The organism is Streptomyces flavofungini, from assembly GCF_030388665.1.
In the GTDB taxonomy this organism is placed as follows: domain Bacteria; phylum Actinomycetota; class Actinomycetes; order Streptomycetales; family Streptomycetaceae; genus Streptomyces; species Streptomyces flavofungini_A.
On record NZ_CP128846.1, the window covers coordinates 1,295,157 to 1,320,941 of the forward strand.

Sequence of the window (25,785 nt, forward strand, 5' to 3'; positions counted from 1 at the left end):
CCCCGCGGGGCCGCGCAGCCATTCGGCCACCGCGCGCAGCGCGGGCCCGCTGTGTTCGCGGATGATCGAGAAGTGCGTTCCGGGGGTGTCGACGGCCGTGTGCGGAAGGTGCCAGTGCGCGCGCCGGTCCGCGGGTGCCACGGGGGCGGCCGCGGTCTCCGGCTCCTCGTCGAAGACGTCCTGCGCGGCCCGTACGAGCAGGGTCGGCGCGCTGATCCCCGTCGGCGTCCACGCCCGGAAGAGACCGGCGTAGTGCGCCATCGCGGTGAGGTGGGCGTCGTCACCGGCCTCCTGGAGCCCACGTCCTGCCCGTGCCTCGCAGACGCGGGCCCGTTCGACGCGGGCGTGCAGGTGCGGGAGCGTCGGGCTGGTGGGCCAGTGGCTGTCGAGGAGGACGACGGCGTCGGGGCCCTTACCGCGTGCTTCGAGCGCGGCAGCGGTGGCGTGGGCGATCCAGCCGCCCGCCGAGTGTCCGAGCAGGACCACGGGCTCGCCGTCGGCACACCGTGCGGCCCCGCCCGCCAGCAGGCCCGCCAGCGCGTCGACGGACGCGGGCAGCGGCTCCCGCCAGTCGAAGCCGGGCACGGGCTGGACCCAGACGTCGTGCTCGCCCCCGGACGCGGCGGCGAGCCGCGCGTACTGGGACGCGCCCGCGCCGACGGCGAACGTCGGGAAGCAGACGAGGCGCGCGCCGGCTCCGCGCGCGAGCCGCACGTGGGGCGGCCGCAGCCGCTCCTCGGGGGCACCGAAGAGGGTGTCGAAGGTGGGGCGGAACACCGCGACGTGGCGCACCAGTTCCTGGAACTCCTCGGTACGGCCCTGTTCGCTCGCGCGGGCGAGCAGCGGGGCGAGGGTGAGGCGTGCGGGGCCGGTGTCGGCGGGGGCCGCGTCCGCGCGGTCCGGGCTCGCGCCCCCGTCGCCGGAGGCATCGGCGTCGGTCCCGGCCTCGGGGGCCGCCTGCTCCCACCGGGCGACCAGGTGCCGGGTCAGCGCGGCGACGGTCGGGTGCTGGAAGACGAGGGCCGGGGGCAGGCGCAGGCCGGTGTCCGCGCCGAGCCGGTTGCGCAGGTCCACCGCCGTCAGGGAGTCGAAACCCAGCTCGGGCAGGGGCCGTTCGTCGTCGACGGCGTCCGGGTCGGTCAGTCTCAGGACCGCCGCGACGTGGGCGCGGACCAGGGCGGCGACCAGGCCGGGCCGTTCGTCCTCGCCCGCTGCGGCCAGGCGCTGCCTGGACTGTCGTCCCTGGTCGGCAGGGGTCGCGCCGGGCACGCCCGGCCGCCCGGCCGCGCCGACGGGAAGGCCGGTGCCCTCGGGCCAGTACCGCTGGCGCTGGAAGGCGTAGGTGGGCAGGTCCACCACGCGTGCCCCGCAGTCGGCGAGCATGCGGGCCCAGTCCACCGGGACGCCCCGCACGTGCAGGTGGGCCAGCGCGGTGAGGAGCCCGCGCAGGTCGGTGCCGTACTCCTGCCCGAAGAGCGCGGCCAGTGCGGTGTCGGGGCCCAACTGGAGGTACGCGCGCACCCCTTGGGACCCGCACCACTCCACGGCGTCGGCGGACGGGACGGCTTCCTCCTGGGCCAGGCGCACCCAGTGGTCCGGCGACGACAGCTCCTCGTAGGGCACCGGGCGGCCGGTGCGGGCGGCGAGGAGGGGGGTCGACGGCGGGCGGAAGGTCACGTCCTTGACGGTCCTCCGGACGGCGTCCCCCGCGTCGGCCCCCGCCTCCGTCCGCGCCGCTCGTACGAGGGTGACGGCGAGCGCCGCCGCGTCGGTCAGGGACAGCGCGCCCGCGCAGTGCGCCGCGGTCACCGCGCCGGGACCGTGGCCGAGGAGGCAGGCCGGGGCGACTCCCCAGTGTTCGAGGAGGCGCAGCAGCGCGACTTCCCCGGCGAACGCGGCGGCGCGGGCGAGCACTTGGTCCCCCGGCGCCGGTCCTTCCGGGGACAGCACCTCGCTCCGGGGACGCCCCAGCTGCTCCGCGACGGCGGCACCGGCCTCGTCCAGCGCCGCGGCGAACACCGGCACCCGCTCATACAACTCCCTTACGAGCCGGTGTCGTTCAGCGCCCGGCTCCCGTACGGGCCCGTGCTGTTCGGCGCCCGACTCCCGTACGGGCCCGACCCGTTCAGCGCCCGCTCCCCCGGCCGGGTCCGGAAGCAGACCGCTGCACAGGAACGCGACCCGTTCACGTGCCCGGGCCGCGCCACGGACCACGTCCGGCCCGGCCTCGTCCCCCGCAAGGCGCGTCAGCGCCGCCAGGAGCGCGTCCCGGTCCCGGCCGATGACCACGGCGCGGTGTTCGAGGCGGGCCCGGGTCGCCGCCAGGGAGCGCGCGATGTCGGCCGGATCGAGGTCCGCGCGCGCCTCGACGAACCGGCGCAGCCGGTCGGCCTGCGCCCGCAGCGCCTCCTCGGTGCCGCCCGACAGGGGCCAGGGCACCATGGGGAGGGGGTCGCCCGACGGCACCCGTGCCGGGCCCGGCGTCAAGTCCCCGCCCTCGTCCAGCGGAGCCCGCGTGGGCACCGCTCCCCCGTCCTCCTCCGGCGCCTGCTCAAGGACCACGTGCGCGTTGGTCCCGCTGATGCCGAACGACGAGACGCCGGCCCGGCGCGCCCGGCCCGTGTCCGGCCAGGGGCGGGCCTCGGTCAGGATCTCCACGGCGCCCGACGACCAGTCCACGTGCGGGGTCGGCTCGTCCACGTGCAGGGTCGGCGGAAGGACCGCCCGGTCCAGGGCGAGGACCGTCTTGATGACCCCGCCGACCCCGGCCGCGGCGGCGGTGTGGCCGACGTTGGACTTCAGGGAGCCGAGCCAGAGCGGGGCGTGGGCGGGTCGCCCCTGGCCGTACGTGGCGAGCAGGGCCTCCGCCTCGATGGGGTCGCCGAGGGTGGTGCCCGTGCCGTGGGCCTCGACGGCGTCCACGTCCCGGGCGGTGAGACCGGCCTGGGCGAGGGCCTGCCGGATCACGCGCTGCTGGGCCGGCCCGTTGGGCGCGGACAGGCCGTTGCTGGCGCCGTCCTGGTTGACGGCGGTGGAACGGATCAGGGCGAGGACGGGGTGTCCCGCGCGCCGGGCGACCGACAGCGGTTCGACCAGGAGGACGCCGACGCCCTCGCCCCAGCCGGTGCCGTCGGCCCCGGCGGCGAACGCCTTGCACCGCCCGTCGGCCGCGAGGGCGCCCTGGCGGCTGAACTCGACGAAGGCGCCCGGGGTCGAGAGGATCGTCGCCCCGCCCACCAGGGCGGCCGTGCAGTCGCCCTGCCGCAGCGCCTGCACGGCGAGGTGGAGGGCGACGAGGGACGACGAGCAGGCGGTATCGACGGTGACCGCGGGGCCTTCGAGGCCGAAGGTGTAGGCGATCCGCCCCGAGGCGACGCTCGTCGACGTGCCCGTCATCAGGTGGCCCGCGCCGCCGTCCGGGTCGGCGGTGAGCAGGGGCAGGTAGTCCTGGCCGCTCATGCCCACGAACACGCCGGTGCGGCTGCCGCCGACCGCGTCGGGCGCGAGTCCGGCCCGCTCCAGGACCTCCCAGGCCACTTCGAGCAGCAGGCGCTGCTGCGGGTCCATCGCCTGCGCCTCGCGCGGGCTGATCCCGAACAGGAGCGGGTCGAACTGGTCGGCGTCGTGCAGGAACCCGCCCCGGCGGACGTAGGTGTGCCCCGGCCTGCCGCGCTCCGCGTCGTACAGGCCCTCCGTGTCCCAGCCGCGGTTGACCGGGAAGCCGGAGGTCGCGTCCCGGCCGGAGGCCACCAGGTCCCACAGCTGCTCGGGCGAGGTCACGCCACCGGGGTAGCGGCAGCCCATGGCGACGACAGCGATGGGCTCACCGGCGGCGACCGCGGCCGACCCCGTGTCCCCGGACTGTTCCTGAGTGCCCGTCAGGCGCGCCAGCAGGTGCGCGGACAGCTTCTCGGCCGTCGGGTGGTCGAAGACCGCCGCCGGGGAGAGCCGGACGCCCGTCGCCGTGGTGAGCCGGTTGCGCAGCTCCATGGCCGTCAGCGAGACGAACCCGAGGTCGGTGAAGGCCCGGGTGACGTCGACGTCGCCCGGGGAGGCGAGGTTCAGGACGGCGGCGGCGTGCTCGCACACCGTCTCCAGGGCCAGGCGTTCCTTGCCGCTGTCCGGCAGTCCGGCGAGGCGCGCGCGGAACACGGAGGCGGCGCTGTCGTCGTCCTCCCGGACCGGGGCGGCGGCGGGCAGCGCGTCCGGCCAGTAGCGGCGGCGCTGGAAGGCGTGGGTCGGCAGGTCCACCAGCCGGGCCCCCGGTCCGACGCGGCCCGACCAGTCCACGCCGACGCCCTGGACGTGCGCCTCGGCGACGGAGGCGAGGAAGCGCCCGAGGTGCCCCTCGTCGCGCCGCAGCGAGGTCAGGACGGTGCCCTGCGCCCCGCCGCCCACCGTGCTCCCCGCGTCCACGGGGCCCGGTACGGCCGCCGCGCCCGCGGCACCTGCCACGCCGACCGCGCTCTCCCCACTCGCCGCACTCGCCGCACTCGCCGCGCTCGCCGCGCTCGCCGCACCCTCGATGATCTCCTGCACGGACATCGCGAGCACCGGGTGCGGGCTCATCTCGGCGTACGTGCGGTGCCCGGACGCGAGGAGTTCCCTGACGGTCGGGGCGAAGCGGACCGTCTCGCGCAGGTTGCGGTACCAGTAGGCGGCGTCGAGCCCCGAGGTGTCGAGCTCGGCGCCGACGACCGTCGAGTGGAAGGGGATGGCGGCGGGGCGCGGCGTGATACCGGCGAGCGTGGTGAGGAGTTCGTCGCGCAACGTCTCCACCTGGGCGGAGTGCGAGGCGTAGTCGACGGCGACGCGGAGGGCCCGTACGCCTTCACGCTCGGCGGCGTCCAGGAGTTCGTCGAGGGCTTCGGCGTCGCCCGAAACGACCACGGACGACGGGGCGTTGGCCGCGGCGACGCCGAGGCGCGTGCCCCACTGCGCGAGCCGGTCGCGGGCCCGGTCGACGGGCAGGGCCAGGAACGCCATGCCGCCGCTGCCCGCGAGGCGTTCGGCGACGAGCCGGGACCGGCGAGCCACGATCAGGGCCCCGTCCTCCAGGGAGAGGGCGCCCGCGACGCACGCGGCGGCGATCTCGCCCTGGGAGTGGCCCACGACGGCGCCGGGCTCCACACCGTGGGACCGCCACAGGGCGGCGAGGGAGACCATCATGGCCCACAGCGCGGGCTGGACGACGTCCACGCGGTCGAGCGGGGCCGCGCCCTCGACGCCGCGCACGACGTCGACGAGCGAGAAGTCGACGTGCGGGGCCACGGCGTCGGCGCACGCGCGCAGCCGCTCGCGGAAGACCGGGGCGTCGCGGTACAGATCCGCGGCCATGCCCTCCCACTGGGCGCCCTGCCCGGGGAAGACGAACACCGGCTTCCCGGGGTCGCGCGCGACGCCCGCCACGACACCGGGGGCGCTCTTCCCCTCGGCCACGGTGGTGAGGCCCGCGAGGTACGCGTCGCGGTCGTCGGCGAGTACGACGGCGCGGTGGGCGAAGTGGGTGCGTGAGACCAGCAGGGAGTGGGCGACGTCGGCGGGGGTCAGCTCGGGCCTGGCGCGCACGTGGTCCCGCAGCCGGGCCGCCTGTTCGCGCAGCCCTCGGCCGCTGCGCGCGGTGACGAGCCACGGCAGCGGGGTGGGTTCTTCGGGGGTGGGGCGGTCGGGGTCCTCCGCGGGGGCGTCGGCTGCCGTGCCGTCCACCGCCTGCGTGGGCCCGGCGAGCGGCACCGGCCCGGCCGTCGGCGCCGCGGTGGGCGCGGGGAACGCGTCGTCGTCCGACTGCTCCAGGATCACGTGGGCGTTGGTGCCGCTGATCCCGAAGGACGACACTCCGGCCCGTCGCGGCCCGTCGCACCGGGGCCAGTCGCGGGCCTCGGTCAGCAGTCGCACCGCGCCCGACGACCAGTCGACGTGCGGGGTCGGCTCGTCCACGTGCAGGGTGGGGGGCAGGACGCCCCGGCGCAGCGCCATGACCGTCTTGATGACGCCGCCGACGCCCGCGGCCGCCTGGGTGTGCCCGATGTTCGACTTCAGGGAGCCCAGCCACAACGGCCGGTCGGCGGCACGCTCCTGACCGTACGTGGCGAGCAGCGCCTGCGCCTCGATGGGATCCCCCAGCGACGTCCCCGTCCCGTGCGCCTCCACCACGTCGACGAGGTCCGCCGACAGGCGTGCCGACGCCAACGCCTGCCGGATCACCCGCTGCTGGGACGGGCCGTTCGGGGCCGTCAGGCCGTTCGACGCTCCGTCCTGGTTCACGGCCGAACCCCGTACGACGGCGAGCACCGGATGCCGGTTGCGCCGCGCGTCCGACAGCCGCTCCAACAGCACGAGCCCGACACCCTCGCCCCACCCGGTGCCGTCCGCGGACGCCGCGAACGCCTTGCACCGGCCGTCGGCCGCGAGCCCCCGCTGACGGCTGAACTCCACGAACATCCCCGGAGTCGGCATCACCGAGGCGCCGCCCGCAAGGGCCATGGCGCACTCGCCCTGCCGCAGCGACTGCGCGGCCAGGTGGAGCGCCGTGAGGGACGCCGAGCAGGCGGTGTCGACGGTGATCGCCGGACCCTCCAGGCCGAAGGTGTAGGCGAGCCGGCCCGACAGGACACTGGCGAGGAAGCCCGTCGAGTAGCCCTCGAAGGTCTCGCGGGCGCTCTGCAGCAGCAGGGCGTACTCCTGGCTGCTGGTGCCGACGAAGACGCCGGTGCGGCTGCCGCGCATCCGGGTCGGGGGCAGGCCCGCGCGCTCGAAGGTCTCCCAGGCCACTTCCAGGAGCAGGCGCTGCTGCGGGTCGAGGGTCAGCGCCTCGCGCGGGCTGACGCCGAAGAGGCCCGCGTCGAACGACGCCACATCGGCGAGGAAGCCGCCCTCGCGCGCGTAGCTCTTGCCGAGCCGGTCGGGGTCGGGGTCGTAGAGGTGCTCGACGTCCCAGCCGCGGTCGGTGGGGAAGGGCGCGACGGCGTCCGTGCCGGAGACGACCAGGTCCCACAGCTCCTCCGGGGACCGGACGTCCCCGGGGAAGCGGCAGCCCATGGCGACCACCGCGATCGGCTCGCCCGCGGCGTCCTGGAGTTCCCGCAGGCGCCCGCGCGTCTCGTGCAGGTCGGCGGTGACCCGCTTGAGGTAGTACCGAATCCGGTCGTCCGTCGCCATGTGCCATCCACCTCGTCGAGACGTCGCCGTGGTCCGCTCGCGCGCGGGCCCCGGCACGGGGTCAGGAGATGCCCAGCTCCTTGCTGATGAAGTCGATGACTTCGTCGTCGGTCGCCAGGTCGAGTTCGTCCGCGACGGTCGCGCCGTCGTCCTGCTCGCCCGCTGCCGCGCCGGGCGCGGGTGCCCGCTCGCCGCACCGCTGGGCGAGCGCCCGCAGCCGGTCCGCCACGCGTTCCCGTTCGCCGTCGTCGAGCGGCGCCGTCGCGAGGTGCGTGGCGAGCGCGTCGAGGCGGGTGAGGACGGCGTCCACGGGTGAGCCCAGCTTCGAGACGAGCGCGGCCTCGATGTGCTCGCTCAGCGCGGCGGGCGTCGGTCGGTCGAACACCAGCGTGGTGGGCAGGCCGAGGCCGGTCTCCGCGCCCAGGCGGTTGCGCAGCTCCACGGCGGTGAGCGAGTCGAAGCCGAGTTCCTGGAAGGGCCGGTGCGGATCCACGTTCCCGGCCGTCGTGTGACCGAGGACCAGGGCGACCTGGCCGCGTACGAGTTCCAGGACGGCCGCGGCGCGGTCCTCGGCGCCGAGGGAGCCGAGGCGTTCCCGCAGCGCGGTCGCCGCGCCCGGCTCCGCGGTGGCCGTGGTGGCGTCGGCCAGACCGCGCAGCAGCGCGGGGAGAGTGCCGTTGCCGGCGGCGGTGCGCAGTTCGCCGGGGTCGAGCCGGGTCGGCACCCACACCGGCAGGCCGGTGGCCAGGGCCTCGTCGAACAGCGCTAGGCCGTCCTCGACGGAGAGTCCCGCGGCCGGACCCGCCGGGCCCCCCGGCCCCCGTTGCCCCTGGCCCGCCCCCATGCCTCCGGGTCCGGCCCAGCGGCCCCAGGCCAGGGACGTGCCGGGCAGGCCGATGGCGTGGCGGTGGGCGGCGAGGGCGTCGAGGAAGGCGTTGGCGGCGGCGTAGTTGGACTGGCCGGTGGTGCCGACGGTGCCCGCGGCGGAGGAGTAGACGACGAACGCGGCCAGGTCCTGGTCCCGCGTCAGTTCGTGCAGGTGCCAGGCGCCGTCGGCCTTGGGCCGGAACACCGTGTCGAGGCGGCCGGGGGTCATCGTCTCCAGCAGCCCGTCGTCGAGCACGCCCGCCGCGTGCACCACGGCCGTCAGCGGGTGTGCGGCGGGCACCGACGCGAGCAGGTCCGCCACGGCGGCCCGGTCGGCGACGTCGCACGCCACGGCCCGTACGGTCCGCGCGCCCGCCGCGGTCAGCTCGGCCATCAGGTCCGCCATGCCCTCCGCGTCCGGCCCCCGGCGGCCGGCGAGCACGAGGTGCGCCACGCGGTGGGTGCGCACCAGATGCCGGGCGACCTGCGCGCCGAGCGCCCCGGATGCGCCGGTGACCAGCGCGGTGCCCTCGGGGTTCCAGGCGGGGGGCATGGTGAGGACGACCTTGCCCACGTGCCGGGCCTGGGCGAGGAAACGGAAGGCCGCGGGCGCCTGGCGTACGTCCCACGCCGTCACCGGCACCGGCCGCAGCCGCCCGCGCTCGAACAGCGCGACGACGTCCGCCAGCATCTCGGCGACGCGCTCGGGTCCGGCGTCCATCAGGTCGAACGCGCGGTAGGCGACGCCGTCGTGCCGCGCGGCGACCTCGTCGGCGTCACGGATGTCCGTCTTGCCCATCTCGATGAACCGGCCGCCGGGCCGCAGCAGGCGCAGCGATGCGTCGGCGAAGTCCCGTACCAGGGAGTTCAGGACGACGTCCACGCACCGGCCGCCGCCCGCCTCGGTGAACCGCTGCTCGAAGTCGGTGGTGCGGGAGGAGGCGAGGTGCGCGTCGTCGACGCCGAGGGCGCGGACCGCGTCCCATTTGGCGGGACTGGCCGTCGCGTACACCTCGGCGCCCAGGTGCCGCGCGAGCTGCACGGCGGCCATCCCGACGCCGCCGGCCGCGGCGTGCACGAGCACCTTGTCCCCCGGCCGCACGTCGGCCAGGTCCACCAGGCCCTCGTACGCGGTGAGGAACGTGACGGGGACGGCCGCGGCCTGCCGGTACGACCAGCCCCGGGGGATCCGGGCGACCAGGCGGTGGTCGACGACCGCGACCGGGCCGAGGCACCCGGCCGCGAGGCCGAACACCCGGTCGCCGGGGGCGAGTCCGGTCACGTCGGGCCCCACCTCGGTGACGACGCCCGCGATCTCGCCGCCCAGCGCCCGCTGGTCGGGCACCATGCCGAGGGCCATGACGACGTCCCGGAAGTTGAGGCCCGCGGCGCGCACGTCGACCCTGACCCTGCCCGGCGCGAGCGGCGCCGCGGCCTCCGGGTTCGGGGTGAGGGCCAGGTCGTCGACGGTGCCGCCACCGGTCAGGTCGACGCGCCACTCCCGTACTCCCACAGGGGGTACGAGGGTGGCGGACGGTACGCCGCGGGCCAGCCGCGGAACGAGCGTCCGCCCTTGCCTGAGCGCGAGTTGGGGCTCGTCCGCGCCCGCCGCCGCGGCCAGGGCCGCCGTCGACGCCGGCTCCTCGTCCGCGTCGACGAGGACGAACCGCCCGGGGTGTTCGGCCTGCGCGGAGCGCACCAGGCCCCAGAGCGCGGCGGCGGCGACGTCGGGCACGGGCTCGGCGGCGGACACGGGCACGGCGCCCCGGGTCACGACGACCAGCCGTGCGGTGCTCAGGCGCGGGGCCTCCAGCCAGCTGCGGAGGGTGCCGAGGACGGTGAGGGCCAGGGACCGGGCGGCAGCGGGCGGGCTGCTCGCGTCGTCGGCGCCTTCGGTCCCTGCCGCCTCGCCGCCGCGGCACGGCAGGAACACCGACTCCGGTGCGGGGTCGCCCGATTCGAGTGCCGTCAGGAGTGCGTCGAGGTCGGCGTGGGCGGTGGCCGCGAGCCGGTCCGCGAGGGCGGGGTCCCCGAGCACCGCGCACCGCACGGCCGGTGACGGCGGGTCGGCCGCACGCTCGTCGAAGGCGGCGGGCCCGGCTCGATCCGCCCGATCCACCCAGTCGACGTGGAACAGGGTGTCGCGCGTCCGGGCGGACCGCAGGTGCCGCACGGAGACGGAGCGGGTGACGAGCGATCCGGCCGACGCGACCGGCGCTCCGCGTTCGTCCCACAGCGCGAGCGACACCGCGTCCGCCCCGGCGGGGGCCAGCCGTGCCCGCAGGGTCGGGGTGGCCGCGCCGTGGAAGGACACGTCGTGCCAGGCGAACGGCACCCGCACCGGCCCGGCCGCCCGCGCGCCCCCCGCGTCCTGCCCCGTGCGAGCCGCGTCCTCCCCGGTGAGCAGAGCAGCGTGCAGCGCCGCGTCGAGCAGCGCCGGATGGAGGCCGTATCCGTCGGTGCGGGAGCGCCCGGCGCCGGGGAGCGTGACCTCGGCGAACACCTCCGTGCCGAGCCGCCAGGCGCGCGCGAGGCCGCGGAACGCGGGGCCGTAGGCGAGGCCCGCCGTGGCCAGGCGCGCGTAGAACCCGTCGAGCGGCACGGGTTCCGCGCCGGGTGGCGGCCAGGCGTCGGCGGGACGGGCCGGTGCGGCGGCCGCCTCGGGCGCGAGCACGCCGCGGGCGTGACACATCCACGCCGCCCCTTCCGGCGTGCCCGCCGTCCGCGTCGAGGCGTCCTCGGCGTGCGAGTGCACGCTCACCGCGCGGTGCCCGTCGTCCCCCGCGGGCCCCACCCGCACCTGGAGGCGCACCGCGCCCCGGTCGGGCAGGACCAGCGGCGCCTCCTGCGTCAGTTCCACGAGGCGGCGGCATCCGACCTCGGCGCCCGCGCGGACCGCCATCTCGACGACGGCGGTGCCCGGGACGAGGGCGGTGCCGAGCATGACGTGGTCGGCGAGCCACGCCTCGGTCCGCCGGGACAGGGTCCCCGTGAGCACGGTCTCCTGGGAGTCGGCGAGGTCCAGGGACGCGCCGAGCAGGGGGTGCGCGAGCCCCAGGAGGCCGGCGGCCGCCACGTCGACGCCGGTGCCCGCCGCGCCCGCGACGGACCAGGGGTAGCGGCGGCGCTGGAAGGGGTACGTGGGCAGGTTGACGACGCGGGCGCCGGTGCCGTCGAGGAACCGGGCCCAGTCGACGCGGGCCCCGTGGGCGAACGCCTGGGACACCGCCGTGCGGGCCGTGTCGGCCTCCGGCCGTCCGGCGCGCGCCGCCGCGATCAACACCGGTCCGGTGCCCGGGGGTTGCTCCGCGAGGCAGTCCTGTGCCATCGCCGTGAGCGCCCCGGAAGGGCCGACCTCCACGAACGTCCGCGCGCCCGCCGCGACGAGCCTGCGCACCCCGTCGTGGAAGCGCACGGTCGCCCGGGCGTGCCGTACCCAGTACTCCGGCGAGCACAGCTCGGCCGCGCCGGCGATGTCGCCGGTGACGTCGGAGACGATCGGGATGCGGGGCGTGTGGAAGGTGAGCTTCCCCGCGACCTGGGCGAACTCGTCGAGCATCGCGTCCGTGTGCGGGGAGTGGAAGGCGTGGCTGACGCGCAGGCGCCGGGTCTTGCGGCCCTTGTCCCGCCAGCGTCCGGCGAGTTCGAGCACCGCGCTCTCGGTGCCGGACACGACGACGGAAGCGGGACCGTTGACGGCGGCGATGGCGAGCTCGTCGGCGCGTGCGGTCACGTCCGGCAGGATCTCCGCCTCGGTCGCCCGCACCGCGACCATCGCACCGCTGCCGGGCACGTCCTGCATGAGGCGGCCCCGGGCGGCGACGAGCGCGCTCGCGTCGGCGAGGGACAGGACGCCCGCGACGTGCGCGGCCGCCAGCTCGCCGACGGAGTGGCCGAGCAGCAGGGCGGGTGTGAGCCCCCAGTGCGTGAGCAGTCGGTGCAGCGCCACTTCGTACGCGAAGAGCGCCGGCTGGGTGTACGCGGTCTGCTCCAGGAGCGCGGCCGTCGGCGTCCCCTCGGCGGCGTGCAGGACGTCCCTCAGGGGCTTGTCGAGGTGCGGGTCGATGTGGTCCGCGACGGCGTCGAGGGCCTCGGCGAACACCGGGAAGGCGGCGGCGAGTTCGCGCCCCATGCCCGGGCGCTGGCAGCCCTGCCCGGCGAAGAGGAACGCCTGCCCGCCGTCCGTGGCCGCGCCCCGCACGAGGCCGGGCGCGGGCCGGTCCTCGGCGAGCGCCGCGAGTCCGGCGAGCGTCTCGTCGCGATCGGCGGCCCACAGGACGGCCCGCCGGTCGAGGGCGGCCCGTGAGGTGGCGAGGGTCAGGGCGACGTCCTCCGGGCGCGCTTCGGGGCGGGCGCGGACGTGGGCGGCGATGCGGTCGGCCTGGTCGCGCAGGGCTCGCTCTCCGCGCGCCGAGACCACGAGGGGAACAGGCGTCCGCAAGGTGGGGTCCGGAGCCGGGTCGGCCTCGTCCCGCCGCGGGGCCTCTTCGAGGATCACGTGGGCGTTGGTGCCGCTGATGCCGAAGGAGGACACGCCCGCGCGGCGGGGGCGGCCGGTCCGCGGCCAGTCGCGGGCCTCGGTCAGCAGTCGCACCGCGCCCGACGACCAGTCGACGTGCGGCGTGGGCTCGTCCACGTGCAGGGTCTTCGGGAGTACGCCGTGACGCAGCGCCATGACCATCTTGATCAGCCCGGCGATGCCTGCCGCGCCCTGGGTGTGTCCGATGTTCGACTTGAGCGAGCCGAGCCACAACGGCCGGTCGTCGGCACGCTCCTGACCGTACGTGGCGAGCAGCGCCTGCGCCTCGATGGGGTCCCCCAGCGACGTCCCCGTCCCGTGCGCCTCCACCACGTCCACGAGGTCCGCCGACAGGCGTGCCGAGGCCAGGGCCTGCCGGATCACCCGCTGCTGCGAGGGCCCGTTGGGTGCGGTCAGGCCGTTCGATGCGCCGTCCTGGTTCACGGCCGAACCCCGTACGACGGCGAGCACCGGGTGACCGTTGCGCCGCGCGTCCGACAGCCGCTCCAACAGCACGAGCCCGACACCCTCACCCCACCCGGTGCCGTCCGCGGACGCCGCGAACGCCTTGCACCGGCCGTCGGCCGCGAGCCCCCGCTGACGGCTGAACTCCACGAAGATCCCGGGCGTCGACATCACGGCGGCACCCCCGGCCAGGGCCATGGCGCACTCGCGCCGGCGCAGCGACTGCACGGCGAGGTGCACCGCCGTGAGGGACGCCGAGCAGGCGGTGTCGACGGTGATCGCCGGACCCTCCAGGCCGAAGGTGTAGGCGAGCCGGCCCGACAAGACACTGGCGGCGCCGCCGGTGAGCTGGTGGCCCTCGGTCCCGTCGCCGGTTCCGGTACCGCCGCCGCTGGTCATGAGGACCGAGCCGACGAACGCGCCGACGGGTTCGCCCTTGAGGCCTCCGGGGTCGACTCCGGCGCGTTCGAAGGTCTCCCACGCGGTCTCCAGGAGCAGCCGCTGCTGAGGGTCCATGGCGGCCGCCTCGCGCGGGCTGATGCCGAACAGGTCCGCGTCGAACTCCGCCGCGTCGTCGAGGAAGGCCCCTTCGACGGCGTAGGTGCGGCCCGGCCGGTCGGGGTCCGGGTCGAAGAGGGCCTCGGTGTCCCAGCCGCGGTCGGTGGGGAAGGCCGAGACCGCGTCGGTGCCGGTGGCCACCAGGTCCCACAGGTCGTCCGCGGAGCGGACGCCGCCGGGGAAGCGGCAGCCCGCCGCCACGATCGCCACCGGTTCGTGGGCGGCGGCCGTCAGCTCGCGGGTGCGGGCCCGCAGCGCGTCGGTCTCCTTGAGGGAGGCCCGCAGCGCCTCGACGAGCCTCTCGTCACCTACCGGCATCGTGGTCCTCCGTCTCGGCGTGCGCGGTGCGGTCGGGGCCGGTGCGGTGGCCGTCCTCGTGGCGGCTGTCGGTGCGGCCGTTGCCGTTGCCGTGTTCGGCGTGGCCGCTGCCGCGGCCCTCGACGTCGTCGCCGTCGTACGCGCGGGTGTCGAGCGCGAGGGCCAGCAGGCCCTCGGCGTCCATCTCGTCGATCGCGCCGGACAGTGAACCGTCGCCGTTCCCGTGGCCGTGGCCGTCGCCGTCGCCGTCCGGTGGGGGCGCGGTGCCCGCCGGGCGGTCCGCCAGGTCGAGGAGCGCGTCGAGCAGGCCCGCGTCGCGCAGCCGGGGCAGCGGGATGGCGGCGAGGGCTTCGCGGATCCGCCGCTCAGTGGTGCCCCGGGGGTCGGACTCCGCTTCCACGGGGGCGAGTTCGGCGGCGAGGTGCCCGGCGAGGGCAGTGGGGGTGGGGTGGTCGAAGACCAGCGTCGGCGGCAGCCGCAAGCCGGTCGCGGCGGAGAGCCGGTTGCGCAGGTCCACGGCGGTCAGCGAGTCGAAGCCGAGGTCCTTGAAGGCCCGGTCCCGCCCCAGCCCCGCCGCGCTCTCGTAGCCGAGGACGGTGGCGGTCTCGGCGTGGACCATGTCGAGCAGCCGCCGGTTCCGCTCGGCCGGGGGCAGGGCGGCCAGGTGCCGCCGCAGTGCCGCCGCGCCCGTGTTCCCCGAGCCGCCGCGCCGTGCCGGGGCGCGCACCAGGCCGCGCAGCACCGACGGCAGCGAGTCGTGGCGCGCGCGGAGGGCGGCCGGGTCGAGCCGCATGGGCAGCAGCAGGGGTTCGTCCAGGGCGCGGGCGGCGTCGAAGAGGGCGAGGCCCTCCGCTGTCGTCAGGCCCTGGACGCCGGAGCGGGCGAGCCGGGCCTCCTCGGCCCGGCCGAGCCCGGCCGTCAGCTCGCTGCTCTCGGCCCAGAGGCCCCAGCCGAGCGCGAGGGCGGGCAGTCCCGCCCCGCGCCGGGCGCGTACCAGCGCCTCCACGCAGGCGTTGGCGGCGGCGTAGTTGCCCTGGCCCGCGCTGCCCACGGTGGCCGCGGCCGACGAGAACACCACGAACGCGGCCAGGGGCGCCGTCCGCGTCAACTCGTCCAGGTGCCAGGCTCCGTCGGCCTTGGGCCGGAACACCCGGTCGACCCGTTCCGGGGTCAGCGCTGGGACCACGCCGTCGTCGAGGACACCGGCCGCGTGCACCACGGCCGTGAGGGGGTGCGCGGCGGGCACCGACTCCAGGACCGCGGCCAGCCCGTCGCGGTCACCGACGTCGCAGGCCGCCCAGGTCACCTCGGCGCCGTGCGCGGCCAGTTCACCGGTGAGGGCCGTGGCCTCGGGGGTGGCGCCGCCGCGTCGGCCCACCAGGAGCAGGCGGCGGGCGCCGTGCGTGACGACCAGGTGCCGGGCGAGGGCCCGCCCGAGGGTTCCGGCGGCTCCGGTCAGGAGGACGGTGCCGTCGGGGTCCCAGGGGGTGGGGGCGGCAGGGGCGGTGGGGGTGGCAGGGGCCGTGGCGGTGGCTGGTCCCGTGGACGTGGCCGGGCGCGAGGACGTGGCCGGGCGCGAGGACGTGGCCGGGCGCGAGGACGTGTTCCGGACCGCGGCCTTGTCCGGCGTCGCGGTGATGTCCCGCGCCAGCGGGGCGCGTTCGAGGCGGGGCAGCAGGATCCGGCCCGCGCGGAGCGCGAGTTGAGGCTCGTCCAGGGCAGCGGCGGTGGCGAGCGCGGCGGGGAGCGCGGCCGTGGACTCCGGGTGGGTGTCGAGGTCCGCCAGGACGAACCGGCCCGGGTGCTCCGCCTGCGCCGCCCGCACCAGCCCCCACACGGCCGCGGCGGCCGGATCCCCGCCGCCTGCTTCAGTCCCGTCAGTCCTGTCAGCCCCGTCAGCCCGCTCGTCCGGCGTCGCGACGGCGCCGCGCGTGACGAGGACGAGCCGCGCCGCGCTCCCCGTGTCCTCGGCGAGCCAGGCCCGCAGCAGGTCCAGGGCGCGGCAGGTCGACTCCCGTGCGCGTACGGCCCCGTGCGGGCGGCCGTCGGGATCGTACGAGCCCTCCCGCGGGCCCGTGCCGAGAGGGACGAGCACGGCGTCGGGCACCGCTGTGCCGGAGGCGATCGCCGCCCGGTACGCGGGCAGGTCCGCGAAGTACTCGGCGCCCGGGGGCAGTTCCGGGTCGTCGCCCCCGATCACGGCCCGTGTGAGGGGCGCGGGCGGCGTGGATCCGAGGGGCGCCGCCGTCCACGTGAGCCGGAACAGCGCGTCGTGGCGGCCGGCGGCGGCGCCCAGTTGTTCGGGCGGGACCGGGCGGGCCGCGAGGGAGCGTACGGTCACCGCGGGCGTGCCGTCGGCGTCCGCGACGACCACCGACACGTCCTGGGCCGCGCCCGGGGACACCCGGACGCGCACCTCGGGGCCGCACGGGGCGTGCAGGGAGACGTCGTTCCAGGCGAACGGCATGGCCGCGGCGCCGGTTCCGTCGGAGCCGTCGGGGCCGGTGCGGAGCAGGCAGGAGTGCAGCGCCGCGTCGAGGAGCGCGGGGTGGGCGTGGTAGCGGGCCCCGTCGGTGCGGCTCTCCTCCGGCAGCGCGGCCTCGGCGAGGATCTCGTCGCCGAGGCGCCACGCGGTGTGCAGGCCGTGGAAGGCGGGGCCGTAGGAGAGGCCGATCTCCTCCAGGCGCTCGTAGAAGTCGGACAGGTCGACGGGGACGGCTCCCGGGGGCGGCCAGGCGCCGTCGAGGGCGGGCGGGGCCGCGGTGTCGTCCGCGGTGAGCGCGCCGCGGGCGTGGCGGGACCAGGAGGCGTCACCGGGGGTGCCGGGGTCGTCGGGGCGCGCGTACACGCCGACTGCCCGCACGCCCTCCTCGTCCGGCGGCGCCACCCGCACCTGGACCCGGGCCGCGCCCCCGTCGGCGAGGACCAGCGGCAGCTCCTGGATCAGTTCGCGGACGTGCGGGCAGCCGGTCTCGGCGCCCGCGAGTGCGGCCAGTTCCAGGAAGGCGGTGCCGGGTACGACGACGGTGTCCCCCACGGCGTGGTCGGCGAGCCACGGGTGCGTGTCCAGGGACCACCGCGCGGTGAGCAGGGCCTCCGCGGAGTCGGCGAGGTCGACGCGGGCGCCGAGGAGCGGGTGGTCCGGGCGGCCGAGGCCCGCGGCGGTCACGTCACCGGCCCCGGCGGGGGCGTCGAGCCAGAACCTGCGCCGCTGGAAGGGGTACGTCGGCAGGTCGACGACGCGGGGCGCGCGGCCGGTCCAGGCCGCGGACCAGTCGACGGCGACCCCGTGGGCGTACGCCTCGGCGACCGAGGTCAAGAAGCGTCGCGGGCCGCCCTGGTCGCGGCGGAGCGACGCCACGGCCACGCCGGATCCGTCGGGCCGCTCGGCCAGGATCTCGCGCAGGCCCGTCGTGAGCATGGGGTGGGGGCTGGACTCGACGAAGGCGCCGAAGCCCTGGGCGAGCAGTTCCCGGACGGCGGGCTCGAACCGGACGGACTCCCGCAGGTTGCGGTACCAGTAGGAGCCGTCGAGGCCGGTGGGGTCCAGGAAGGAGCCCGTGAGCGTCGACATGAAGGCGACGCGGCCCGCGCGGGGGCGGATCCCCGCGAGGTCCTTGGCGATCCGTTCGCGTACCGCTTCGACGTGGGGCGAGTGGGAGGCGTAGTCCACCGGGATCCGGCGGGCCCACAGTCCGGTGCGCTCGCAGTGGGCGAGGAGGTCGTCCATCGCGGCCGTGCCGCCCGACACCACTGTCGAAGCGGGCCCGTTGACCGCCGCCAGGGAGACGCGTCCGGCCCAGGCCGCCACCAGTTCCTCGGCCTCGGCGGCGCCGAGGGCCAGCGAGACCATGCCGCCGTGCCCCGCGATGGCCGTCAGGGCCCGGCTGCGCAGCGCGACCACGCGCGCGCCGTCGTCGAGGGACAGCGCCCCGGCCACGCAGGCCGCCGCGATCTCGCCCTGCGAGTGCCCCACGACGGCGTCGGGTTCCACGCCGTAGGACCGCCACAGTTCGGCGAGGGACACCATCACCGCCCACAGCGCGGGCTGGACCACGTCCACGCGCTGGGGGTCGACCCCGGCGGCCCGGCCCCGGACGACGTCCACCACGGACCAGTCGGTGTACGGGGCCAGCGCGTCGGCGCACTCGGTCAGGCGGTCCCGGAAGACGGGCGCGGTGTCCCACAGCCCGGCTGCCATGCCCGCCCATTGGGCGCCCTGCCCGGGGAACACGAAGACGGTCCTGCCGGGGTCGCCCGCCACCGCCTCGACGGCGGCGGGCGTCTCGCGGGCCTCCGCGACGGCGGCGAGGGAGGACAGCAGGGCGTCCCGGTCGTCGCCGAGGACCACGGCGCGGTGCTCCAGCGCGGCGCGGGTGGTCCGCAGCGAGTGGGCCACGTCGACGGGGTCGAGCGCCGGGTCGGCGAGGAACCGCTCGCGGAGGGCGGACGCCTGGGCGCGCAGGGCGGGACCGCTCCTGGCGGACAGGGTCAAGGGGACGGGCGTGGGGGCCGGTTGGAGGTGGAGGCCGTCAGGGGCGGCCTGCGTGGGGGCCGTTGAACTGTCGATGTCCGGGGAACGGTCGATGTCCGGGGCCACGCCCGCTTCGGCGCTCCCCGCGCCCGGTACGTCGGGGGCGCCCGAGTCGGCTTCCACCTCGGTGACGCCCGAGCCGGCTCCCCCCTCGACGCCGCCCGCGCCGACACCCGCCTCGACGCCGCCCGCGCCCGTCCCCGCAGGCGCCTGCTCAAGGACGACATGGGCGTTGGTGCCGCTGATGCCGAATGACGAGACCCCGGCCCGGCGTGGCCGCCCCGCGTCGGGCCAGGGGCGGGACTCGGTGAGGAGTTCCACCGCCCCGCAGGACCAGTCGACGTGCGGTGAGGGCGCGTCCACGTGCAGGGTGCGGGGCAGGACGGCGTGGCGCAGCGCCATGACCATCTTGATGACGCCCGCGACGCCCGCCGCGGCCTGGGTGTGCCCGAGGTTGGACTTGACGGAGCCGAGCCACAACGGCCGCTCGGCCGGGCGCTGTCGGCCGTAGGTGGCCAGGATCGCCTGCGCCTCGATGGGGTCGCCCAGGGTGGTGCCGGTGCCGTGGGCCTCGACGGCGTCCACGTCGGACGGCGCGAGTCGGGCACTGGCGAGTGCCTGGGTGATGACCCGTTCCTGGGCGGGGCCGTTCGGGGCGGTCAGGCCGTTGCTCGCGCCGTCCTGGTTGACGGCGGAGCCGCGGACGACGGCGAGGACGCGGTGTCCGTTGCGGCGCGCGTCCGAGAGGCGCTCGACGAGGAGGACTCCGGCGCCCTCGCCCCACACCGTGCCGTCGGCCGCCGCCGCGAACGGCTTGCAGCGGGCGTCGGCGGCGAGCGCGCCCTGCCTGCTGAACTCGGTGAAGGCGTTCGGCGAGCACATCACGGTGACGCCGCCCGCGAGCGCGAGGTCGCAGTCCCCGCCGCGCAGTGCCTGCGCGGCCAGGTGCAGGGCCACGAGCGACGACGAGCAGGCCGTGTCGACGGTGACGGCGGGACCCTCGAAGCCGAAGGTGTACGCGATGCGGCCGGTGGCGACGGAGCCCGACCCGCCCGTGCCGAGGTACCCGGCGATGTCGTCCGTGATGGTCCCGAGCCGGGTGGTGTAGTCGTGGTACATCAGCCCGGCGAACACCCCGGTGCGGCTGCCGCGCAGGGCCGTCGGGTCCAGGCCCGCGCGTTCCAGCGCCTCCCAGGAGACTTCGAGCAGGAGCCGCTGCTGCGGGTCCATCGCGACCGCCTCGCGGGGGCTGATGCCGAAGAACTCGGGGTCGAACTGCGCGGCGTCCCGCAGGAATCCGCCTTCGGCCGCGAAGCCGCCTTCGGGGTCGGGGGACCAGCCCCGGTCGGCGGGGAACGCGGAGACGGCGTCGGCGCCCCGGTCCACCAGGTGCCACAGGTCCTCGGGCGAGCCGACGCCGCCGGGGAACCGGCAGGCCATGCCGACGACGGCGATCGGTTCGTCGGCCCTGGCCGCGGCGCGGACCGTCGGCCGCGCGCGCCGGTCCGCGCCGGTGAGCCGTCCGTGGACGTGCGCGGCGAGTTCCCTCGGTGTCGGGTGGTCGAAGACGAGCGTGGCGGGCAGCCTGAGTCCGGTCGCCCGGGTCAGCCGGTTGCGCAGCTCCACGGCGGTGAGCGAGTCGAAGCCCAACTCCTTGAAGGCGCGCCCGGGTTCGACGGCGGTCGGCTCCGTGTGGCCGAGGACGGCGGCGGCCTGGGCGCGGACCACGTCCAGGACCCGCGTGGCGCGGTCCTGCGGGGCGAGGTCGGCGAGTTCGCGCGCGAGGGCGGAGTCCCCGTCGGTGCCCGCCGCGGCCCGGCGCGCCGGTGGCCGCACCAGGGCGCGCAGGAGTGCGGGCACACCCGCGGTGGCGGCTCCGGCGCGGACGGCGGCCAGGTCCAGGTGGGCCGGGACGACGACGGGGAGTCGGGCGGCGAGGCCCGCGTCGAGCAGGGCGACGCCCTCGTCGGCCGACAGGCCGGCCACCCCGGCGCGGCGCAGCCGGTCACGGTCGGTGTCCGACATCGCGCCGGTCATCGCGCTGGTCTCGGCCCACAGGCCCCAGGCCAGGGACAGCGCGGGCAGCCCCCGGGCACGCCGGGCCCGGGCGAAGGCGTCGAGGAACGCGTTGGCCGCCGCGTAGCCGCCCTGGCCCGCGGTGCCGAACGTGCCCGCAGCCGAGGAGAACACGACGAACGCGGAGAGGTCGGCCTGAAGGGTCAGTTCGTGCAGGTTGACCACGGCGTCGACCTTCGGCCGGAACACCGTGTCGATCCGCTCCGCCGAGAGCGAAGGCACGACGCCGTCGGCCAGCACTCCGCTCGCGTGCACGACCCCGCACAGGGCGTGCTCCGCCGGTACCTCCGCGAGGACCTTCGCCAGGGCCCCGCGGTCCCCCACGTCACAGGCCGCCCAGCGCGCCGACGCGCCCGAGTCAGCCAGTTCTGCGGCGAGTTCGGCGGCTCCGGGCGCGTCCGCGCCCCGGCGGCCGACGAGCAGCAGATGCCGTACGCCGTGTGCCTCGACCAGGTGGCGGGCCACGACGCGGCCGAGGACCCCGGACGCGCCGGTCACCACAACGGTGCCGCCAGGACGGAAGGACGGGGCGCGACCGGACCCGCCGCAGTCGCCGCTGTCGCCGTTGCCCCGAGAGCCGAGGCTGCCGTTGCAGCCGGTCCGGAGACCGGCACGACGGCCGTCGCCGGTCTGAAGGCCGCCACTGCCGACGCCACCGGTCCGAAGGCTGACGCCGCCGTCACCGCGAGCCCGAGAGCCACCATCGCTGTCGCTCCCGGGGCCCGCGCCGTCGCCCCGGGAGCGGACGCCTCCGCGCCCGGCGCCGTCGACCCACGTGCCGGGGCCGGAGCCCTCGCCCCGAGCCTCCCTCTCCCTCTCCGCCCAGGTCCCGTTGTCGCCTCCGCCACGAGGAACCGGCACCCGTCGCAGCCGCGGCAGGAACACCTCCCCGGCCCGCAGCGCCACCTCCGGCTCGTCGTCGCCCACCACGGCGGGCAGCGCGTCGGCCGACCGTTCCTGCCCGTCCCAGTCGACGAGGACGAACCGGTCCGGGTTCTCCGCCCGTGCCGAGCGCAGCAGCCCCCAGACGGCGGCGAGCGCGGGGGCGGCCGTCTCGTCGTCGCGTACCGTGACGGCGCCGCGGGTCAGCACCACGAGGCGGGCGGACGAGGCTCGTTCGTCGGCGAGCCACCGCTGGGCGAGGGCCAGCGCCCCGACGACGGCGTCCCGGGCGGCCGCGGGCAGGTCGCACGTGTCGCCCGGCGCCGCTTCCGGAAGGGCCACGAGGACCGCGTCCGGTATGTCCGGGGCCACGTCCGCGAGCCCGGGCTCCCGCCGCACGTGGGCTCCGGTCGCTTCGAGCGCCGGGACGACCGCCTCGGCACCGTCGAGGACCGCCCACGTCTCCGGCCTGCCGGACGCGGCCGCACCGGCCGGGGCGGGCACCCAGTGGACGGCGAACAGGGAGTCCGTGCGGTCCGGGGCGGCGGAGCGCAGCAGTTCGGGGGTGACCGGGCGCAGCGCGAGCGACTCCACGGACACGACGGGCGCGCCGGTCGCGTCACAGGCGTCGAGGGCGACGGCGTCGGGGCCCACCGGCGTGACGCGTACGCGCAGCCGGGTCGCGCCGACCGCGTGGATCCGCACGCCGGACCAGGAGAACGGCAGCCGGGGCCCGGGGCCCGCGTCCCCCCGGCTCTCGCCACCGCCGTCCCCACCGCTGTCGTTCGCCGACCGCGGGCCGTCGTCGAAGGCGGCCGACGCGTGCAGCGCGGCGTCCAGGAGCGCCGGGTGGACGGCGAACCCGTCCGCGTCGCCGTCGCCCGGCAGCACGACCTCGGCGTGGATCTCGTCGCCCGCGCGCCAGGCGGCCCGCAGCCCTCGGAACTCCGGGCCGTAGCGCAGCGACCGCGCGGCCAGGTCCTCGTAGACGCCCGCCACAGGCAGGGGTTCGGCGTCGGGTGGGGGCCAGGTGGTCAGGGGGACGCCGCCGTGCCGGGCGGTGCGGGTGAGCGAGCCGTCGGCGTGCCTGGTCCAGGGGGTGTCCGGGGCGTCCTCGGGGCGTGCGTGGAAGGTGACGGGGCGGTCCCCGGCCGCGTCGGCGGGCCCGACCTCGGCCCGCAGCTGGACGGCGCCGCGCGCGGGCAGGACCAGGGGGGCTTCCAGGGTCAGCTCGGCCACGCCGTCGCAGCCGACGTGCACGGCGGCCTGGACGGCCAGTTCCAGGAAGGCCGTTCCTGGCAGCAGGACCACGTCGTCGACCGCGTGGCCGCCGAGCCAGGGGTGGGTGTCGCGGGAGAGGCGTCCGGTGAGGAGGACGCCGCCGGAGTCTGGCAGGTCGGTGGCGGCGCCCCACCACGGGTGGTCGAGGGGGCTCAGGCCGACCGCGCCGACGTCGCCGGCGGGCGGTGCGGCGTCGAGCCAGTGGCGCCGCCGGTCGAAGGCATACGTGGGCAGCGGTACGCGCCGGGCGTCGGTGCCGGCGAAGACCTTCGCCCAGTCCGGGGAAGCGCCGCCCGCGTACACCTCGCCGAGGGAGCGCAGGAAGCGGTCGAGGCCGCCGTCGTCGCGGTGCAGCGTGCCCGTGACGAGGGCGTCCCGGCCCAGGTCGGCGAGCGTCGAGGTGAGGCCGAGGGCGAGCACCGGGTGCGGGCTGCACTCCACGAACGTGCCGTGTCCGGCGGTGGCGAGCTTCTCCACGGCGTCCGAGAGCCGGACGGTGCGGCGCAGGTTGCGGTACCAGTACTCGGCGGTCAGCTCGGTGCCCGCCACGACCGCGCCGGTGACCGTCGAGTACAGGGGCAGCGTGCCCGCGCGCGGGCGGATCGGCGCGAGCGCGTCGAGCAGGTCCGCGCGCAGGAGTTCCACCTGCGGGGAGTGGGAGGCGTAGTCGACGGCGACGCGCCGGGCGCGGACGCCGTCCCGCTCGCAGGCGCCCACCAGTTCGTCCAGCGCCGCCGGGTCGCCCGAGAGGACTACGGACGACGGGCCGTTCACGGCGGCGAGCGCGAGCCGGTCGCCGAACGCCGCCAAGCGCTTCCGGACGTCGGCCACGGGGGCGGTCACGGACACCATGCCGCCCGCTCCGGCGAGGCGTTCGGCGACCAGCCGGGACCGCAGGGCCACGACCCGGGCGCCGTCGTCGAGGGACAGCGCCCCGGCCACGCAGGCCGCCGCGATCTCGCCCTGCGAGTGCCCCACCACGGCGGCGGGCTCGACCCCGTACGACCGCCACAGCTCGGCGAGCGACACCAACACCGCCCACAGGACCGGCTGGACGACATCGACGCGGCCGTCGACGATGTCGTGGGCACGGTCCTGGGCGCGGTCGTCGGCACGGCCATCGACGCGCGCCCCTGCGCCGCCGTCGGCGCCACCGCGCACCATGTCGTGCAGCGACCAGTCGACGTACGGGCCGAGCGCGGCCGCACACGCCTCCATCCGCTCGCGGAACACGGCGGACGCGTCCCAGAGTTCCCTGGCCATCCCGGCCCACTGGGACCCCTGCCCGGGGAACACGAAGACGGTCCGTCCCGCGTCACGCGCCACGCCCTCGATCAGCCCCGCGCACGTCTCACCGTCGGCCAACGCGCCGACGGCGCGCAGCAGTTCGCTCCGGTCGTGCCCGACAGCGACGGCCCGGTGCGCGAGGGGCGCGCGCGTGGTCGCCAACGAGAACCCGACGTCGGCCACGCCGAGGCCGGGGCGCGCCGCGAGGTGCTCCCTGAGCCGGGCCGCCTGCGCGCGCAGCGCCCGCGGGGTTCCGCCGGAGAGCACCCAGGGGACGGGGCACGGGGGCGCGCCCGCCGGGTCGGCGGGCGCGGCCGAGCCGTCCGCACCGGCCGTCGCACCCTCGTCCACCGGCCCGCTGTCGGCCCCCGCGACCTCGTCCCACGCCGGTTCGGCGTCCCCCTCCTCGACGATGACGTGCACGTTCGTCCCGCTGATGCCGAACGACGACACCCCGGCACGGCGGGGGCGGCCGTCGGTGGCCGGCCAGGGGCGGGGGTCGGTCAGGAGGCGCACGGTGGACGGGGACCAGTCGACGTGCGGGGTCGGGGTGTCGACGTGCAGGGTCGGCGGCAGCAGGCGTGCGCGCAGGGCGAGGACGGTCTTCATGACGCCCGCGATTCCGGCGGCGGCCTGGGTGTGACCGATGTTCGACTTCAACGAGCCGAGCCACAGCGGCCGTTCGGGGTCGCGTCCCTGCCCGTACGTCGCGAGGATCGCCTGTGCCTCGATGGGGTCGCCGAGGCGGGTGCCCGTGCCGTGCGCCTCGACCGCGTCGACGTCGGCGGCGGTGAGTCCGGCGTCGGCGAGGGCGGCGCGGATGACGCGTTGCTGGGAGGGGCCGTTGGGCGCGGTCAGGCCGTTCGACGCGCCGTCCTGGTTGACGGCGGAGCCGCTGACGACGGCGAGGACGGGATGGCCCTGCCGCCGCGCGTCCGACAGGCGCTCCAGGAGGACGACCCCGACGCCCTCGGCGAGCCCCGTGCCGTCGGCCTGCCCGGCGAACGCCTTGCACCGGCCGTCGGGCGAGAGGACGCGCTGCCTGCTGAATTCGAGGAGGGTCGCCGGGCTCGACATCAGCGTGACCCCGCCCGCCAGGGCGAGGTCGCACTCCCCGTTCCGCAGGGCCTGGACGGCGAGGTGCAGGGCCACCAGGGACGAGGAGCAGGCCGTGTCGAGGGTGACCGCGGGGCCTTCGAGGCCGAAGGTGTAGGCGACGCGGCCGGAGGCGACGCTCGCCGCGCGTCCGGTCTCCAGCTGTCCCTCGTACTCCGTGTGCGCACCGGGGACCCGGGCCGTGTAGTCCTGGCCCATCATCCCGGTGAAGACACCGGTGCGGCTGCCGCGCACGGCGGCGGGGGCGAGACCCGCCCGCTCGAAGGCCTCCCAGGAGACTTCGAGGAGCAGCCGCTGCTGGGGGTCCGTCACCAGGGCCTCGCGCGGGCTGATCTCGAACAGGGCCGCGTCGAACGAGGCGATGTCGGTGAGGAATCCGCCGTGCCGCGTGTAGCAGGTACCCACCCGGTCGGGGTCCGGGTGGTAGAGGCCCTCGACGTCCCAGCCCCGGTCCGCGGGCAGCGCGCCGACCCCGTCCCCGCCCTCGGCGACGAGCCGCCACAGGTCCTCGGGCGACGTGACACCGCCGGGGAAGCGACAGGCCATCGACACCAGGGCGACGGGCTCCCGGCCCGCCGCCTCGGCGAGCCGCAGGCGCTCCCGGGTCCGGCCCAGTTCGGCGGACAGGCGCTTGAGGTAGTCCAGCGTCCGGTCGTCGTGGGCGGGGGCGGCGCCGGATGGGGTGCCGGTGCCGTGGTTGGTGCCGGTGCCGTGGGTCATGTCG

At 77.0% G+C, this 25,785-nt stretch carries 2 protein-coding genes and 1 pseudogene; all 3 read right to left on the reverse strand.

Annotated features, from left to right (window positions below):
- Positions 1–54 precede the first annotated feature (54 nt).
- Positions 55–7,158 (reverse strand): annotated as a pseudogene (locus QUY26_RS05085) (type I polyketide synthase); the annotation flags it as partial.
- A 61-nt stretch (positions 7,159–7,219) separates the two neighbouring features.
- Entirely contained in the window at positions 7,220–13,852 is a 6,633-nt protein-coding gene (locus QUY26_RS05090) for a type I polyketide synthase (RefSeq protein ID WP_436840486.1), read from the reverse strand.
- Positions 13,853–13,871: 19 nt separating this feature from the next.
- Positions 13,872–25,781, reverse strand: coding sequence for a type I polyketide synthase (locus tag QUY26_RS05095; protein WP_289943906.1), 11,910 nt, complete (start codon positions 25,779–25,781; stop codon positions 13,872–13,874).
- Between the last annotated feature and the right edge of the window lie 4 nt (positions 25,782–25,785).

Excerpts from the sequence above, each read along its gene's own strand:
- QUY26_RS05095 (WP_289943906.1), bottom strand. The coding sequence starts at position 25,781 with ATGACCCACGGCACCGGCACCAACCACGGCACCGGCACCCCATCCGGC.